Consider the following 16,547-nt stretch of genomic DNA (forward strand, 5'->3'; position numbering starts at 1 on the left):
AGACTGGGCGCCATGCGTGCCGATCGCCTGGTGGCCACCCTCCTGCTGATGCAGGCGCGTGGCCGTGTCACGGCTTCCGAACTGGCGGACGAACTGGAGATCTCGGTCGCCACCGCGCGGCGTGACCTCGAGGCGTTGTCGTCGGCGGGTGTCCCGGTGTACCCGCAGCCCGGCCGAGGTGGTGGCTGGTCGCTCGTCGGCGGCGCGCGGACCGACCTCAGTGGACTGTCCGCGTCGGAGGCCCAGGCGCTGTTCCTGCTCGCCGGTCCGGCCGCATCGCTCTCGCCCGAGGTGAAATCCGCGCTGCGGAAGCTGGTCCGGGCCCTGCCGGACACGTTCCGCGCCGACGCGCAGGCCGCCGCGGACGCGGTCGTCATCGATCCGTCGCGGTGGGGCGAGCGGGAAAAGGAACGGCCCGAGTTGCTCACCGTGCTGCAGGCCGGGATCGTGCGCCGCCGCAAGGTCCGGTTCGGCTACGCGAAGAAAGGCGCGGAGCCGGTCGAGCGGGTCGTGGATCCGTGGGGGCTCGTGGACAAGGACGACATCTGGTACCTCATCGCGGGTACTGAGAACGGCCAGCGCACTTTCCGCGTCGATCGCATGTCCGACGCCGAGGTCAGCGACCTGCCCGCGGCGCGGCCGGACGACTTCGAACTGTCGCGGGCGTGGGAGCAGGTGGTCGACCGGGTCGAGCAACGGCGTTCGGGGCTGGACGCGACCGTGCTCATCGCGGAGCGGCATCTGCCGATCCTCCAGGACCACTTCGGGCGGCAGGCACGTGTCGAGGAGACGCTCGAAGACGGGCGTGTGCGGGTGACGGTGTCGGCGCCGGTGGCGTGGATGATCGCGCAGCAGCTCGCGGGCTGGGGTTCGATGATCGAGGTGCTGGGCCCGGAGTCGGTCCAGGAGGAACTCGCGCGGATCGGCGCGGAACTGGTCGAGCGTTACGCGACGCCGGCGCGGTAGCCCTGCGGGCTGACACCGTGTTCGCGTTTGAACGCGGTGCTGAGCGCGAACGAACTGCCGTAGCCGACCTGCCGGGCGACCGCGCCGATGGTGACGTCGGGGTGCTGGCGCAGGAGATCGGCGGCGAGCGCGATCCGCCAGCTCGCGAGGTAGGCCATCGGCGGTTCGCCGACGGCGGCGGTGAACCGGCGGGCGAACGCGGCCCGGGACACGCCGGTGGCGGCCGCGAGGCTGGCCACGGTCCACGGTTCGGAAGGCTTGTGCTGCAACAGTTTCAGTGCGCGTCCGACGACCGGATCGCTGTGCGCGCGATACCAGGCGGGTGCCGCGGCGTCCGGTCGGTCGAACCAGGTCCGCAGCGCGGCGACCAGAAGCAGGTCGAGCACGCGGTCCAGGACGGCTTCCTGGCCGGGCGTGTCCTTGACGATCTCGCCGGCGAGCAGTGTCACCAGCGGGTTGTCCCATTCGTCGTCCCGGACGACCAGCAGCGACGGCAGCGCGTTGAGGAGCCGTTTGCTGATCTCACCTTCGAGTGGATAGGTGCCGGTGAGCAGGACTACTGGGCCGTCCGGATCGTCACCCCAGGTCCGGACGCCGAGATCCGACAGCTCGGTGAGGTGTTTCCCGTCCGGCGTCAGGCATTCCTGTCCCGGCAGGATCATCGCCTGCGGTGGGGTGGCCGGGTCGTCCGCGACGAGATACGGGTCCGGACCGCGGGCGATGGCGATGTCGCCGGTGCCGAGGCGGACCGCGTCCCCGCGGTCGGGCACCACCCACGACTCGCCCCGGACCTGTGCCATCACCGTCAGCGGAGCCTCGTCCTCGATCCGTAGCGACCACGGCGGGGTCATAACCGACTTCAGCAGGAACGCGCCGCGGGCGCGGGGTCCGTCGAGCAGACCGGCGAGGGGATCCATAGCGCAAGCGTAGACGATGAAACATGGAACAGAGCCTTTGAACTATGTTCCGTCTCATTCGCAGGCGCTTGACTGGTGCCATGACAAACGCGAAGAACAACGAGACGGTCCTGGTCCTCGGCGCGACGGGCAAGACCGGGAGCCGGGTCGCGCAGCGGCTGACCGCCCTCGGGATCGACGTCCGGAAGGCCTCGCGGCCGGTGTTCGACTGGAACGACCGTTCGACCTGGACGGCCGCGGTCACCGGGATCGGCGCCGCCTACCTGACCTACTACCCCGACCTCGCCTTCCCCGGCGCCGCCGAAGCGATCCGCGACTTCTCCAAGCTGGCCGTGGAACACGGGGTGCGGCGGCTGGTCCTGCTGTCCGGCCGCGGTGAAGAGGAAGCCGTGGTCAGCGAACAGGGTGTCCGGGACTCCGGTGCCGAGTGGACGGTCGTGCGGGCCAGCTGGTTCGCGCAGAACTTCAGCGAGCACTTCCTGCTGGAACCGGTGCTCGCCGGGGAGATCGTGCTGCCCGCCGGGTCGGTGACCGAGCCGTTCATCGACGTCGAAGACATCGTCGACGTGGCCGTGACGGCGCTGACCACCGACGGGCACGACGGCGAGGTCTACGAGCTGACCGGCCCCCGGTTGCTGGATTTCGCGGACGCGGCGGCGGAAATCGGCAAAGCTTCCGGGCGGGATGTCCGGTACGTTCCGGTCTCCGCCGCGGAATTCGCCGCGGGAGCGGCCGAACAGGGCGTGCCGGAGGAGGAGATCGAGGGCCTGACCGACCTGTTCACGCGCATCCTCGACGGCCGGAACTCCTCGCTCACCGGTGACGTCGAGCGGGTGCTGGGCAGGCCCGCGAGGGACTTCTCCGAATACGCCGCGAAAGCGGCGGCCACTGGGGTCTGGAATCGATGAAACGAGCTGGAATCGGAAGGGAGGCGACAGGAATGGCCACGTTGAGCCAGATCGTCCTGATCGCGGCCGTCATCACGGCGGGGTTGATCGCCGGCTTGTTCTACGCCTACACGTGCTCGGTGATGCCAGGGCTGGGGCGCGCGGACGCCCGGACCTACGTGACGGGGATGCGGGAGATCAACATCGCGATCCTCAACGGCTGGTTCGCGCTGAGCTTCGGCGGCGCGCCGTTGCTCGCGGCGGCCGCGGCGGCACTGCATTTCCGGGCGGAACTGCGGCCCGCGCTGCCGTGGCTCATCGCGGGGTTCGCCCTGCTGCTGGTGATGCTGATCGTGACGATGGCGATCAACGTCCCGCTGAACAACGCGCTCGAAGCGGGCTTCGACGGCGACGGCACCGACTTCGAGGCGCTGCGGGCGAAGTTCGAGGGCGTCTGGGAACGGTGGAACCTGGTCCGGACCTTGGCCGCGATCGGCGGTTTCGGGGCTCTGGTGGGCGGGCTGATCGCGCACGTCCGCGCCTGACGTGTGTCAGGAAAGGGTCGTTCAGGACGAAAAACGTCTTGAACGACCCTTTCCTGACATCAGGCGTCGAGAAGCGCCAGGAGCTGCGGCGCGAACGTGACGGCCTCGGCCGCGAAACCACCGTGGTCACCGGGGAAGTAGACCGGCTCCACACCGAGCCGGGCGGCCGCGAGCACCGCCGCCTCGTGCGCGGGCTGCCCGGCCGAGTCCTTCCCGACGCCGACGACGATCCGGGTCTCCGACGCCTTCAGCGCTTCGTAGTCCGGAGTGAAGTCCCCGATCATCTTCATCAGGTGCACGACGAAGAACTCCATGTTCGTCCGTATCTCCGGTGGGAGCGCGCTCCAGTCCATCTCGAAACCGGCGTCGGCCATGAACTTGGCCATCGCCGCCTCGATGCCCTGTTCGCGGTGGAGGCGCTGCAGTTCGTCCGGGTCACCGTCGGGTTGGCCGGGCAGCAGGCTCGTCAGCGGGGGTTCGTGCGCCAGGAGCGTCTTGACCCGCCCGGGATGACGGGTGACGAGGTCGAAGGCCTGCATGCAGCCGCCGCTGGACGCGAAGATCATCGCGGGTTCCGTGCTCGCGCTGTCGAGCAGGCGTAGCGCGTCGTCGGTGTGGGCCTCGATCCGTTGCTTCCCGTCCGGATCGTCGAGCGGGCTGCGGGAGATCCCGCGCGGGTCGTAGGTGATCACCGTGTAGTGCTCCGCGAGCAGGGCCGCGATCGGCGTGAACATCGCGGAATCGGCCGCGCCACCGGGAACGCACAGCAGAACCGGGCCGCTGCCGGTGACGGTGTGGTGCAGCCGGGCGCCGGGGACGTCGAGAACGGCCATCGGATGACCCCTTCCTCTTTTCGGACTTGTCGCCCACCGACGAACGGTGACGCCGTGGACAGACAGCCGGGAGTCAGGAGATTTCGGCGATTTTTTCCGACAGGTAGGCGCGCTCGGCGTCGGTGCCGGCGAGCGCGAGTGCCTCGCGGTACGCGTCGGCGGCCTCGTCGAGCCGGTCGAGCCGCCGGAGCAGGTCCGCGCGGGTCGCGGGAAGCAGGTGGTAGCCGGGGAGACCGCCGTCCGCGGTGAGCTTGTCGACCAGTTCGAGCCCGGCCTCGGGACCTTCGGCCATGGCGACGGCGACCGCGCGGTTCAGTTCGACGACGGGCGACGGCACGAATCGCAGCAGTTCCCCGTAGAGCGCGGCGATCTGCGCCCAGTCGGTGTCGGAGGCGTGGGCGGCCGTCGCGTGACAGGCGGCGATGGCGGCCTGGATCTGGTACTGCCCGGCGACACCGAGCCGGAGCGCGGTCTCCAGCAACTCCGTGCCCTCGGCGATCTCGGCGGTGTTCCAGCCGCCGCGGTCCTGGTCTTCGAGCGAGACGAGGGTGCCCTGAGCATCGACGCGGGTGGCCCGGCGGGCGTCGTGCAGGAGCAGCAGGGCCAGCAGCCCGAGGACCTCCGGCTCGTCCGGCATCAGGCTGGCGAGGATCCGCGCGAGCCTGATGGCCTCCGCGGACAAGTCGGGCCGGAGCAGATCCGTACCGGCACTGGCCGAGTAGCCCTCGTTGAACAGCAGGTACAGCATTCCCAGTACCGCGGCCGTGCGTTCGGGCAGCAGATCCGCGGGCGGGACCCGGTACGGGATGCCCGCCGTGCGGATCTTCCGTTTCACCCGGACCAGGCGCTGCGACATCGTCGCCTCGGAGACGAGGAAGGCGCGGGCGATCTCGGCGGTGGTGAGCCCGGCCAGAGTCCGCAACGCGAGCGCGACCTGCCCTTCGAGCGGCAGCGCGGGGTGGCAGCAGGTGAAGATCAGCCGGAGCCGGTCGTCGTGGACGCCGCTCTCGTCCCGGTCCGGCTCGGCGGGGACGTTCAGTTCGGCGGCTTCGCGCAGTTTCGCCGCGCCGACGGCCTCGCGTCGGATCCGGTCGGTGGCGCGGTTGCGTGCCGCCGTCGTCAGCCAGGCGCCGGGTTTCGCCGGGACGCCGTCGCGGGGCCAGGTGCGCAACGCGAGCGCGAACGCCTCTTGGAGACATTCCTCGGCGAGGTCCCAGTCGCCGGTGACACGGATCAGGGTGGCGATCACCTGCCCCGACTCCTCGCGGAACGCCTGTGTGATCGCGGTGTCGAGTTCGGTGGTCACCTGAGCAGTCCTTCCAGCAGCGGCACGATCTCCTCCGGCGCCGGGTACGCGGTGATCTCGTCCCGCAGCCGCCCGGCCGCCTCCCGGTAGGACGGTTCCCTCAGCACCGTGGACACGGCGTCGCGGATGTCCCGCGGTGTCGCGTCGATGACGTCGAGGACGGTGCCGAGCCCGAGTTCGGTGACCCGATCGCCGTTGTGGGGCTGGTCGGCGCCCATCGGGAGCAGCACCATCGGCAGCCCGTGGGCGAGCGCGCCGAGCAGGCTGCCCGAACCGCCGTGGCTGAGCACCAAGTCGCAGTACGGGAGGACGTCGTCCTGCGGCAGGTACCGCGTGAGGTGGATGTGCTCGGGCTGCGGGCCGAACTCGGCGGGATCGACGAGGTTCCCGACGGTCACCACGCAGGTCGCGTCGATCTCCCGCAGGCCGGTCAGTGCCCGGGCGAACAGGTCGCCGGATTCGGTGTTGAAGATCGTGCCGAGGGTGAAGTAGACGGTGGGACGGCCTTCGACGTGCCACTCCGGCACCGGTCCGCGACCGGGAAGGGGGCTGCGGAACGGCCGCGCGGTCGGTGGCAGCGGGAACCGGGGGTCGCGGAAGCTCGCGGGGAACGGGGAAAGCACGAGGTGCCGGTACGCCATCTCCAGGTTTCGTTGCGGCGGGAGACCGTGGACGGCGCGGACCTCGTTGAGCGCGTCGTCGATCAGTTCGGCGCGGATGAGCACGCCCGCCGCGATCACCAGGACGGTGGCGTGCGGGAGGCCGAGGCGTTCGGCGGCGATCATCGCGCCGTGATCGGCTTCGTCGCACACGAGCAGATCCGGTTCCCAGTCCTCGCAGAGTGCCATGACGTCCTTGGCCCGCTGGGGCGCGGTGCGACGAACGAAACCGTCACGGAGATCGCTGTCCTCGCGGTCCCTGTCGACGGGAAGCAACGGGCGAAGTCCGCCGCCGTCGCTGCCGAGGTTCGGGCCCGACGGGAACGCGGTGAACCCCGTCGCCTCGACGACCGGGACCATCAACGGCTCACCGGTGAACGCGATCGCGTGCCCCGCCTCGGCGACCGCGTGGGCGAGGGGGAGCAGCGGCCGGAAGTGGCCGTTGCCACCGGCGAAGGTGAACAGGACACGCATGTCAGCGACCCTATCGGCGGCACGACGGCGCTACCCTGCTGCGGTGATCGATACGGACGCCGACGAGGTCCGCCTGTGCGCGCTGGAAGGCTGCGAGAATCCTTTGCCCCCGCCCGCGGTGGACGCCGACGGCAAACGTAAGGGTGGCCGTCCCTCGGCCTATTGCGGCAAGGCCCACGCCGACGCCGCCTCGCGTGCCCGGCGGGCGGCCGCGGTGGCGAGCGTGGCCGATCCGCTGCTGGAGGTCCGCCGGATCGCCGACGAGTTCACGCCGGCGGCGGCGTCGCTCGTGGAACTGCTGGACGCGATGCGTGCGCGGTTCGACGACGCCGGAAAGGCGGCCCTGGGCCGGGTGACCGAAGCGGAGACCGACGCGGCGACGGCCCGGCGCGAGGCCGAGGACGCACAGCAGGCGGCGGCGAAGGCCGACACGGCGCGCGCGACCGCGGTGGCCGCGTCCCGCGACGACAAGGCGGCGAAGGTCAAGGCGGAACGTGCCGCCGAACAGGCCTTGAAGGACGCGGAGGAGACCCGGCAGCGTTCGTGGGCCGAGGTCGCCGCCCACGAACGAGCCCGCGGTGCCGCGGAGGCCGCGACCGTCGCGGCGGAACGTGCCCGTGACGAGCTGGTCGCGGAGCTCCGGACGCTGCGTGAGGAGAAGACCCGGCTGACCACGGAGCTGGCCGAGCGCGACACGGCATTGGCCAGGGCGGCCGCGGAACGCGTGGCGCTGCAGGAGCGGCTCGACGAGGCCAAGACGCGCGCGGCGGTGTCCGAAAAGGACTCGGCAGGGCTTCGGGCGTCGCTCGCGGAAGAACACACGGCCAGGAGCCTCGCCGAAGCCCGGGCGACGGCTCTCGCCGAGGAGCTGGAGCGGGCACACGCCCGCGCGGCCGCCGATCAGGCGCGGTACGACGACGTCGTCCGGCGGCTTGCCACCCCTTCGCGCGAATCGGCTGTGGAGCGTTCCGAGCTGACGTAAGGTCCCGCTGTGAGCGGATACGAGGTCGAGATCGGTCAGCTGCGGGCCGCGGCCAAGGCGGCGGGTTCCGCGGCTGACCAGGCCAGAGCCGTGGAACCGGGCACCGGCTTGGGTGCGATCGCGACGGCGTTGCCGGGCGGGGAGGCCGCGAAGAGCGCGCCCACGCTGGCGTCGACGTGCACCGAGCGCGCGAAAGGGTGGGCCGGCGAGATCGACCGCTGGAGCGAGTCGATCACCAAGGCCGCCAAGGCGTACTCCGAAAACGAGAACTCCGCGGAGGAGGCGTTCGGACGATGACGGTCGGCTACGGCGACGTCCGCGAATGGGACGCCGAGGCACTCCACACGGCGGCCACCAACCTGGGTGGCCGCCGGGACAAACTCATCGGGCTGCAGGACGAACTCGACGACGCCAGGAAACTGCCCGACTGGCGTGGCCCGGCGGGCGAGCGCGCCCGCGATTCGCTGGGCGACACCCGGAACAAGGCCGAGATCCTGATCGCGGAACTGTCCGCCGTCGAACGTGCCCTGCAGAACGCGTCGGACGACGTGTCCGCGCTGAAGACCAGGGTCGCCAACAACGATTCCCTCGCCGGCACCTACCAGTTCAGCGTCACCGCCGACGGCACGATCGTGGACGGCAAACCCGCCGACCCGCCGCCGAAGTCACGCTTCGAAGCCGAGGAGCGCGCCGAGTCCCAGCGGCACCGCGAGACCATCCGGAAGCAGCTGGAGCAGGAATCCAAGGCGATCCTCACGACGGCGAACAGCATCGACGCCGCCCTCGCCCGGGTGATGCGGCTCGTGCAGGACGGCCAGATCAGCGACCACGAGGCGACCGACCTGGCGGGCGCCAAGAAAGCCGGGCAGATCGACGCCGGTGTGGTCGAGATGGAGCAGGCGCTGCGCGACGCCGGGCTGCTGAGCGGGCCACCCGCGTCCGGCCATTACCGGCAGTGGCTCGAGAACGCCGTCCGACGGGGCGTATCGATCGACACCATCATGAAGATCGCCGACGACCACGACATCACGCCGGAGGACTTCAAGGTCCTCGACGGGATGGAGGAGATCCGCGAGGACGAGGACGGCGACGGGACCTACAAGTCGTACTTCCTGATGCCGACCGACGTCAGCGGGGACGACGCCGCCAAGGCGGTGCGGATGACCTACATTCTCAACGCGGGTACCGACTACGGCGCCGGAGGCGAGAAGACCGACTTCGCGCCGACGCCGTACGGATCCGAGGAGCTGCGGCGGATCACCGACCGGCAGCGGGAGAACTCCTGGAGCTACGACGACGACGTGGGTTTCGTGCACGGCAACGGCGGTCGGCTGGTGACCACCCCGAACGGCATGATGATGGGTCTGGGCGGGAACTTCATCCAGGACCAGTTCAGCCAGCAGGGCGGGACCGCCTGGGGCGACACGTTCATGCTGAACATCGACGACGCGAAGGATCCGGCGCAGCAGCTGCGGGAGGTGGTGAAGTCGGGGCACGCCTGGTACGAGGACGACAACGGCGCGTCCCAGGGCTCGCTCGACCTGGATCGGTTGCTGCACCACGAGGAGCGCCATTCCCAGCAATGGGCTCGCGAAGGCTATGCCGGCTTCCTCGCCTCCTACGCGTGGGAGAAGGTCACCGGAGGCAACGAAACCGAGGAAGACGCGGGACTCACCGATGGCGGATATCACTAGACGGGTCTGCGCCGCCTTGCTCGTGGTGGCGGTGACCGCGGCGTGCGACACCAAGGCGCAGTTCGCGCCGTCGCTGCCGCCGGAGGCCGGGTTCCGCGTCGACGGCGGCGTCTTGAAACTGTGGACGGGTACCCCGTGCGAGGGCGTCACCGGTCTGCGGCTGACGTTCGACTCCGGTACGCGGAACAGCACGGAGCAGCTGTGGGCCGCGCCGCGGCCGGGTGTGCGGGTCGAGCGGCTGGACCTGCTGGGTGGTTCCTCTTCGGACGCCGGTGGTCTCCAGGTCAGGACACCGTTGCCGTCGGCGTACGACTGGACGAAGGCGGGCTCGGTCAACATCGCCGTCGACGGCCCGAAAGCGTTCGGCGCCAAGGCCGACCTCGCCCAGGTGCTGCGCGAGTCGGCCGGGCACCCGGCCGGGAGCTACCTGTTCGGCCGGAGCGGCTGGATGGACGCGGCGGCGGTGCAGCGCGAGAACCGGAAGTCGTTCCTGACCCTCTGCACTCCCGATCCGGCATGACGGGCTCGCGGACGGTGGTGCGGCGCGTCGTGCTCGGCGCGTTCGTCGTTGTCGTGGCGGTGATCGTGCTGCTCGTCGGCAGCGCGGTGCTCAGCGCGACCGGACTGTCGTCGGATCCGCATGGGTACGGGATGTTCGCGGGAATCCTGTTCGGCGCGGTCCTGACGCCGGTCGCGCTGGCGCTGTGGCTGCTCTACCGCTGGATGCTCAGGAGGGAAGTTCGGTCCCCGACGTACCGGAACCACCGGTGACCAGCTGCTCGACCCCGTCCAGGATCCGCGCCAGCCCGAACCGGAAGGTGTGCAGCGGCGCGCTCGCCGCACCGTGAGTTTCCCCGGCGGCCTGCCCGATGCGCGCCGCCAGCGGGAAGAGGCCGGCATCGGCTTCGGGGATCTCCGCGAGGACGGGCGCGCTGGCCGTCCACCACTCCATGTCCGTCAGGCCGGAGCGCCGCACGAGACTCGCCGATTCCACCGAACCGCGTGCGATGCCCTGGACGAAGCCGTTGACCATCGCCACGACGGCGTCCATCTCCAGGTCGGTGAGCCCGATCGCGTCGACGGCCTTCAGTTCGCGTTCGTGCTTCGCGAAGGTGTGCGGGCCGAGCGGGAGACGGCCGGTGGTGAGCTGGAGCATCCAGGGATGCCGGTGGTACATCTCCCAGGCGTCCTCGGCGAGGATCGTCATCGTGACCCGCCAGTCGTGACTGGCCGGGGGATCGGTCAGTTCACCGTGGACCCGGTCCATCATCAGGTCGAGCAGCTCGGCGCGGCTGTGGATGTAGGTGTAGATCGTCATAGGGGAGACACCAAGCTTTTCCGCGCCCCGGCGCACCGACAGCGAGGTGATGCCCTCGGTGTCGGCGATCTCGATCGCGGCGGTGACGATCTCGTCGACGGTGAGCTTCGGTTTGGGGCCGCGGCGGGGTTTCTCGCGCACGCCCCAGAGCAGTTCGATGGTCCGCCGTGGGTCGCCCGCCCCGGTGTGGTCCGCGTCCGTCATCACGTTCTCTCTACGGTGTACAGAGTTGTGTTATCCTGAACTGTACACCGTACAGAGATTGGGGTTGAGTGGCGTCTCACGACGGCTTCGGCAGTGTCGCTTTCGAACCGAAAAATCCCCCTCGGACCAGCGGATTCGTCTTCTGGAACGCCGAGGGGAACACGCCGGGGACCGGGGAGGTGACGGTCGCTCTCCCCGAGATCACCACGGTGCCGTGCGTCCGGCTGCCGATGGCCGAGGCGCTTCCGGTGCTGCTGCGTCTGAATGAGAGCGACGACGACTCCGCGCGTTTCTGGAGCACGGCCGCCACGGCGGCGTTGAAACTCGCCGAGGCGGGCAGGCTGCTTCCCGGGCTCACGGAGTCCGATGTGGACGCCTGGCGCGCTGGCCCGCTGGAACCGGCCGACGCCGCTTGGCTGCGCGAGCTGTCTGAAGCGATGCCTGCGCGAGCGCGGGCGATCCCGGGCGAGGGAAACCTTCTGCCGGCGCGGTATCCGTTGCTGCGCGCGTTCCTCGACGCCGTTGCCGACACCCTTCCGCGCACGCCCGCCGCCGCGCAGGCTGCAGGGGTGAAGGCGTTCGCCGCCGCGCCCTCGCATCGTGTTCCGCAGTTGCGGGACTGGGCGGCCGAGGTCGCGGCCGGGCTGGATTCCGGCGTCCGGGTCTCGATACGGATCGAAGCGCCGGGAGACGACTTCACGATCGGCCGGTTCAGCGGGGTCGTCCAGGTGCACAGCCTGGCCGACCCCGGTGTCCTGGCCGACGCCGCCGCGCTCTGGGCGGGTGACGACCGGTTCGGTCCGAGGGCGCGGATCGACGTGATGCTGGCGCTGCGCCGGGCCGCGCAGGTGTGGCCGCCGCTGGAACCCCTGCTCGGCGCGGCGGTCCCCGACGAGGTCGGGCTCGGCGACTCCGACATCACCGAACTGCTCACCACCGCGGCGCCGCTGCTGGCCACGGCGGGTATCGACGTGCACTGGCCCGCCGATCTCGCCCGCGACCTGAGCGCGAAGGCCGTCGTCGGCGGCGGTGACGCGCCGCCCGCCGATCTTCCGTCGTTCTTCGCCGGCGGCACGCTGCTGCAGTTCGACTGGCAGCTGGCCCTCGGCGGTGCACCGCTGACCGCGGCCGAGATGGACGCGCTGGCCGAGGCACACCGTCCGGTCGTGCGCCTGCGCGATCAGTGGGTGCTCGTCGACCCGGCTCTCGCGGCGAAGGCGCGGGATCGCGCGCTGAAGCCGCTCACGCCGATCGACGCGCTCGGTGCCGCCTTGAGCGGGACCACCGAGATCGACGGTGAACGCGTCGACGTCCTCACCGACGGCTGGCTCGCCGCGTTACGGGAGCGGCTGCTCGCTCCGCCGGAACCGCAGGCGCCGCCGCGAGGCCTGGCCGCGACCTTGCGCGACTACCAGATGCGCGGCCTGCAGTGGCTGACCGCCATGACCTCGATCGGGCTCGGCGGCTGTCTCGCCGACGACATGGGTCTCGGCAAGACGATCACGCTGATCTCGCTGCATCTGCATCGCGCGGACGGTCCGACGCTGGTCGTCTGCCCGGCCTCGCTGCTGGGGAACTGGGAACGCGAGATCACCAAGTTCGCTCCCGGCGTCCCGGTGCGACGGTTCCACGGCACCGAACGCTCACTCGACGACCTCGGCGACGGCTTCGTGCTCACGACGTACGGCACGTTGCGGGTGGATCCGGAGCCGCTGGGGTCCGTCCACTGGGGACTGCTGGTCGCCGACGAGGCCCAGCACGTCAAGAACCACCGCTCCGGCACGGCGAAGGCGTTGCGGACGCTGACGTCGTCGGCGCGGGTGGCGCTCACGGGCACCCCGGTGGAGAACAACCTCGCCGAGCTGTGGGCGATCCTCGACTGGACGACACCGGGCCTACTCGGCTCCATGGCCGATTTCCGGCGGGTATGGGCGAAACCGGTCGAGTCCGGCAAGGACCCGGAAGCGGCGGAGCGCCTGTCGCGGCTCGTCCGCCCCTTCCTGCTGCGCCGACGCAAATCCGATCCGGGGATCGCGCCGGAGCTGCCCGCGAAGACCGAGACCGACCGGCCGGTGACGCTCACGGCCGAGCAGGCGGCGTTGTACGAGGCGACGGTGCGCGAGCTGATGGCCGAGATCGCCGGGAGCGAGGGCATCGCGCGCCGCGGCCGGATCGTCAAGCTCCTCACCGGGCTCAAGCAGATCTGCAACCATCCCGCGCAGTACCTCAAGGAGCCGTCGGACGCGGTGCTGGACGGCCGGTCGGGCAAGCTCGAGCTGCTCGACGAACTGCTGGGCACGATCCTCGCCGAGGACGGCGCGGTGCTGGTGTTCACGCAGTACGTCGCCATGGCACGGCTGCTGGAACGTCATCTCGCGCAGCGCGGGATCGGCACGCAACTGCTGCACGGTGGCACCCCGGTGCCCAAACGCGAGGATCTCGTGCGCCGGTTCCAGGCCGGTGAGGTGCCGGTGTTCCTGTTGTCGCTCAAGGCGGCGGGGACCGGGCTCAACCTGACGCGCGCCGATCACGTCGTGCATTACGACCGCTGGTGGAACCCCGCGGTGGAGGACCAGGCGACCGACCGCGCGTACCGGATCGGGCAGACCAGGCCGGTGCAGGTGCACCGGCTCATCGCCGAGGGCACCGTCGAGGACCGGATCGCGGCGATGCTGCGGGAGAAGCGCGCGCTCGCCGACGCCGTGCTCGCCGGCGGCGAGGCCGCCCTGACCGAACTGACCGACGAGGAGCTGGCCGATCTGGTCGAGTTGAGGAGCCGCCGATGAGCACGCCTGAAGATCGCGTCCGCGGTTTCCCCGCTTTCGGCGCCCAGGGTGGACGCGGCCAGTTCGCCCGCTCGTGGTGGGGTCGTGCGTGGATCAGCGCGATGGAGGACACCGCGCTGGATCTGCGGCAGCTCAAACAGGGCCGCAAGTACGCCGCGGCGGGCCGGGTCGGTCCGATCACGGTCAGCCCGGGGCGGATCGCCGCGGTGGTCGACGATCAGGAGGGTCAGCACCGCACCGAGGTCCGGCTCGCGGAGCTGACCGGCGACGAGTGGGACCGCTTCCTCGACCGGGTCGCCTCGCGTGCCGGGCATCTCGCCGCGTTGCTGGACCGGGACATGCCGCACGACCTCGTCGAGGCCGCCGACGACGCCGGGGTGCATCTGCTGCCCGGGATCGGTGACCTCGATCCGGATTGCGACTGCCCCGGCTGGGAGCTGCCGTGCCGCCATGCCGCGGCCTTGTCGTTCCAGGCGTCGTGGCTGCTCGACGCCGACCCGTTCGTGTTGTTGCTGATGCGTGGCAAGGGGGAGCGGGAGCTGCTCGACGAGCTGCAGCGGCGCAACGCGCCCCGGTTCGTGCGCACCGGTGACGACGGCATCGACGCCGAGCGGGCGTATGCCGACGAGCCCGGCCCGTTGCCGGATCTCGCCGCGTTCGCGCCCACCGGAGGCCCGACCGTGCCCGGGGCGCCCGAGATCCCGGCCGAGGCCTTCGCCCTGCTGGTCGACAACGCGGGACAGATGGCCGGTGCGCTGCTGGCGTCTCAGCCGAAGCTCACTCGCAAGCAGGACGCCGTCCGCCTCGCCGCCACTCACCCGGAGACCGTGGACAGGCTGCGCCCGGCCGAGCACGGTGAGGACTTCGACCGCGCGGTGCTCGCGTGGCGGCACGGCGGCCGCGCCGGTCTCGACGTCCTGGAGACCGTGTGGACGCCGCCGTCGCAGGCGATGGGCCGGGCGCGGGCCGCCTTCGCCGAGGTCGTGGACGATCCCGGCGAAGGCCTGGATGTCGAACGCAACCACTGCACCGTTCACGGGACAGGGGTGCAGGTGCGGCTGGGCAAGGACGGGCTCTGGTACCCGTACCGGGATCAGTGGCCCGCCGGTCCGCCCGAAGCCGATCCCGGCGCGTTGTTCGCCGCGTTGCTCGGCTGATCCCACTGCCGTCCTCGCCGCAGCTCATCCAGGTGCGGCGAGGACAGGTGGAGGATCTGGTACCGGACCTCGTCCGATTCCGGTGCCTCGTCCGCCCACAGGCTGTAGCGGACGACCTGCCAGGTTCGCGGGTCGACGGCCAGCGCGCCCGAATGCGCGCCGTCCTGGCGCAGGTGCTCGCGGAGCCCGTCGAGTGCTTCGCCGAGGAAGGCCACCGGGTCGGTCTCGTCGGGGATCCGCACGACGTGCTTTCCCGCCGCGACCGGGGATGAGCCGAACGCGGGCCCTTCTTCGAAGCCGAGCACGGTCCAGTGCTGCACGGCGGGACGTCCGAAGGATTCGACGATGCCGCTGAACGGTCCGCCGAACAGGAAGGCGTTCATCCCGGCTTCGTCGTGCCACAGGTAGAACGGCGAGTACTGGTTCAGCGTCGAGCCGTCGACGCCGCGCTCACGGATTCCGTAGACCTTCAGCCCCAGGCCGCCGAAGTCGTCGAGCAGATGCCCGCGGGTGGCGACGCGGTCGCGGATGATGCCCATGTCGTAGTCGGCGGGGAGGGTGATCTCGTACTGCATCGCATGCATGCCGTACATACTAGTAGGTACAGAGATCGTCTTCGCCTCAAACCGTGGTGCTGCCGAAACTTGAAGCATGACAACAGGAAACGAGCACAGACCCGTCCTGATCGTCGGAGCGGGCGCGGCCGGACTCGCGCTCGGCAACTTCCTCCTGCGCGAGAGGATCCCTTGTGTCGTCTTCGAACGGCGCGGCCGCGAGTACGTCGAGCGACGGCAGCGCGCCGGGGTCATCGACACCCGTGCCACGCGCGTATTCCGAAAACGAGGCATCGAAGACCGCGTGGTCGGCGGGATTCCCATCAAGCCGACCCTCGGCTTCCGCGTCGACGGACAGCCGAGGCCTTTGACGCTGTCCGTCGAAGAACACGGGGAAGGCCGGCTCTGCCCTCAACAGGTCCTCGTCCGGAACCTCATCACCGCATTCGAGGAAGACGGTGGCGACCTGCGGTTCGACACCGAGGTTTCCGTGGAGGACATCGGCGAATGTCCACGCGTCCGGCTCGGCGACGGGTCGATCGTCGAGGGGGACTTCATCGCCGGATGCGACGGCAACCACGGCGCGTCGCGGGCCGCCATCCCCGAAGACAGGATCACCCGCCACACCCACGAATACGGCTACGCGTGGCTGGTTGTCCTCGCCGACGTACCCGCCACCCACCAGACCGTGATGGCGATCCACCGGCGCGGATTCGCGGCCCAGTTCGCCCGGGGACCGCGGGCGAGCCGGTTCTACCTCCAATGCCCGCTCGAGGACACCACCGAAGACTGGCCGGACGAACGGATCTGGAGCGAACTCGAAACGCGCTTCGGTGAACCGCTCGCCACTAGGGGCCCGATCGTGGAGAAACAATTACTGCCGTTGCGTGGCGAAGTGCTCAGCCCGATGAGCCACGGCAGGCTCCACCTGCTCGGCGACGCCGCGCACATCGTCCCGCCGATGAGCGCCAAGGGAATGAACCTCGCGCTGTACGACGCCGACGCCTTCGCCGACGCGCTGATCCGCTACTACAAAGAGGGCGACACAGGTCCGCTCGATGCGTACTCCGACGACCGTCTGCGTGAAGTGTGGAACTACCAGGCCTTCGCGACCTGGTTCACCGACACCGTCCACGACGCCGGCGATCCGTCCCACCGAGGGGAGTTCCGGCATCGGGTGGCGCGCGCCGACTTCGACCGCCTGTACCACTCCGCCACGGCGAACCGGCTGCTGAGCGAATTCGTCGCCGGCTTGACCTGAGCGG

The 16,547-nt window shown here is 70.3% G+C and carries 17 protein-coding genes; 11 read left to right on the top strand and 6 right to left on the bottom strand.

Annotated elements, in window-relative coordinates:
* Positions 1-12: 12 nt before the first annotated feature.
* Positions 13-966 (top strand): YafY family protein, encoded by a 954-nt coding sequence (locus DMC64_RS14640; RefSeq protein ID WP_125733947.1) that lies wholly within the window; start codon positions 13-15, stop codon positions 964-966.
* On the opposite strand, the gene DMC64_RS14645 is transcribed toward DMC64_RS14640, so the two are convergent.
* Positions 945-1,883, bottom strand: a complete 939-nt coding sequence (locus DMC64_RS14645) for an AraC family transcriptional regulator (protein ID WP_125733948.1) — start codon at positions 1,881-1,883, stop codon at positions 945-947. The genes DMC64_RS14640 and DMC64_RS14645 overlap by 22 nt on opposite strands.
* 80 nt (positions 1,884-1,963) lie before the next feature.
* Between DMC64_RS14645 and DMC64_RS14650 the strand changes: the two genes are divergently transcribed.
* The gene (locus tag DMC64_RS14650) at positions 1,964-2,791 is read left to right on the top strand and encodes an NmrA family transcriptional regulator (protein WP_125733949.1); all 828 of its coding nucleotides are present in this window, start codon (positions 1,964-1,966) and stop codon (positions 2,789-2,791) included.
* A 32-nt stretch (positions 2,792-2,823) separates the two neighbouring features.
* Positions 2,824-3,315 (top strand): DUF1772 domain-containing protein, encoded by a 492-nt coding sequence (locus tag DMC64_RS14655; RefSeq protein ID WP_125733950.1) that lies wholly within the window; start codon positions 2,824-2,826, stop codon positions 3,313-3,315.
* 59 nt (positions 3,316-3,374) lie between these two features.
* On the opposite strand, the gene DMC64_RS14660 is transcribed toward DMC64_RS14655, so the two are convergent.
* From DMC64_RS14660 to DMC64_RS14670, 3 genes are all read right to left on the bottom strand, one after another.
* Positions 3,375-4,148, bottom strand: coding sequence for an alpha/beta fold hydrolase (locus tag DMC64_RS14660; RefSeq protein ID WP_125733951.1), 774 nt, complete (start codon positions 4,146-4,148; stop codon positions 3,375-3,377).
* Between the two features lie 73 nt (positions 4,149-4,221).
* Positions 4,222-5,454 carry an RNA polymerase sigma factor gene (locus tag DMC64_RS14665; RefSeq protein ID WP_125733952.1) on the bottom strand — a complete coding sequence of 411 codons (1,233 nt, stop codon included), beginning with the start codon at positions 5,452-5,454 and terminating at the stop codon, positions 4,222-4,224.
* Positions 5,451-6,587, bottom strand: a complete 1,137-nt coding sequence (locus DMC64_RS14670; RefSeq protein WP_125733953.1) for a glycosyltransferase — start codon at positions 6,585-6,587, stop codon at positions 5,451-5,453. Before DMC64_RS14670 ends, DMC64_RS14665 begins: the two co-directional genes overlap by 4 nt.
* Before the next feature lie 43 nt (positions 6,588-6,630).
* Here DMC64_RS14670 and DMC64_RS14675 point away from each other — a divergent pair, with 43 nt between their 5' ends.
* From DMC64_RS14675 to DMC64_RS14695, 5 genes are read left to right on the top strand one after another with little or no spacing between them, the layout of a single operon-like run.
* On the top strand, positions 6,631-7,569 hold the full coding sequence (locus DMC64_RS14675) for a hypothetical protein (protein ID WP_125733954.1): 939 nt from the start codon (positions 6,631-6,633) through the stop codon (positions 7,567-7,569).
* Between the two features lie 9 nt (positions 7,570-7,578).
* Positions 7,579-7,866, top strand: coding sequence for a hypothetical protein (locus tag DMC64_RS14680; RefSeq protein WP_125733955.1), 288 nt, complete (start codon positions 7,579-7,581; stop codon positions 7,864-7,866).
* Entirely contained in the window at positions 7,863-9,263 is a 1,401-nt protein-coding gene (locus DMC64_RS14685; protein ID WP_125733956.1) for a WXG100 family type VII secretion target, read from the top strand. The genes DMC64_RS14680 and DMC64_RS14685 overlap by 4 nt, the downstream gene beginning before the upstream one ends.
* Positions 9,247-9,783: a hypothetical protein gene (locus tag DMC64_RS14690; protein ID WP_125733957.1), complete on the top strand. Its 537-nt coding sequence runs from the start codon at positions 9,247-9,249 to the stop codon at positions 9,781-9,783. The genes DMC64_RS14685 and DMC64_RS14690 overlap by 17 nt, the downstream gene beginning before the upstream one ends.
* A complete protein-coding gene (locus tag DMC64_RS14695) occupies positions 9,780-10,034 on the top strand; it encodes a hypothetical protein (RefSeq protein ID WP_125733958.1) in 255 nt (84 codons plus the stop codon). Before DMC64_RS14690 ends, DMC64_RS14695 begins: the two co-directional genes overlap by 4 nt.
* Here the strand turns inward: DMC64_RS14695 and DMC64_RS14700 are convergent.
* Positions 9,991-10,785, bottom strand: a complete 795-nt coding sequence (locus DMC64_RS14700) for a TetR/AcrR family transcriptional regulator C-terminal domain-containing protein (RefSeq protein ID WP_073843156.1) — start codon at positions 10,783-10,785, stop codon at positions 9,991-9,993. The two genes, DMC64_RS14695 and DMC64_RS14700, sit on opposite strands and share 44 nt — an antisense overlap.
* Before the next feature lie 68 nt (positions 10,786-10,853).
* On the opposite strand from DMC64_RS14700, the gene DMC64_RS14705 reads away from it, so the two are divergent.
* Positions 10,854-13,571: a DEAD/DEAH box helicase gene (locus DMC64_RS14705; RefSeq protein ID WP_125733959.1), complete on the top strand. Its 2,718-nt coding sequence runs from the start codon at positions 10,854-10,856 to the stop codon at positions 13,569-13,571.
* Entirely contained in the window at positions 13,568-14,728 is a 1,161-nt protein-coding gene (locus DMC64_RS14710) for an SWIM zinc finger family protein (protein ID WP_125733960.1), read from the top strand. Before DMC64_RS14705 ends, DMC64_RS14710 begins: the two co-directional genes overlap by 4 nt.
* Here the strand turns inward: DMC64_RS14710 and DMC64_RS14715 are convergent.
* On the bottom strand, positions 14,665-15,312 hold the full coding sequence (locus tag DMC64_RS14715; RefSeq protein WP_125733962.1) for a DUF4865 family protein: 648 nt from the start codon (positions 15,310-15,312) through the stop codon (positions 14,665-14,667). The genes DMC64_RS14710 and DMC64_RS14715 overlap by 64 nt on opposite strands.
* Before the next feature lie 67 nt (positions 15,313-15,379).
* Here DMC64_RS14715 and DMC64_RS14720 point away from each other — a divergent pair, with 67 nt between their 5' ends.
* Positions 15,380-16,543, top strand: coding sequence for a 4-hydroxybenzoate 3-monooxygenase (locus tag DMC64_RS14720; RefSeq protein ID WP_125733963.1), 1,164 nt, complete (start codon positions 15,380-15,382; stop codon positions 16,541-16,543).
* Positions 16,544-16,547: the final 4 nt, after the last annotated feature.

The organism is Amycolatopsis sp. WAC 04197, assembly GCF_003947475.1.
In the GTDB taxonomy this organism is placed as follows: Bacteria; Actinomycetota; Actinomycetes; order Mycobacteriales; family Pseudonocardiaceae; genus Amycolatopsis; species Amycolatopsis japonica.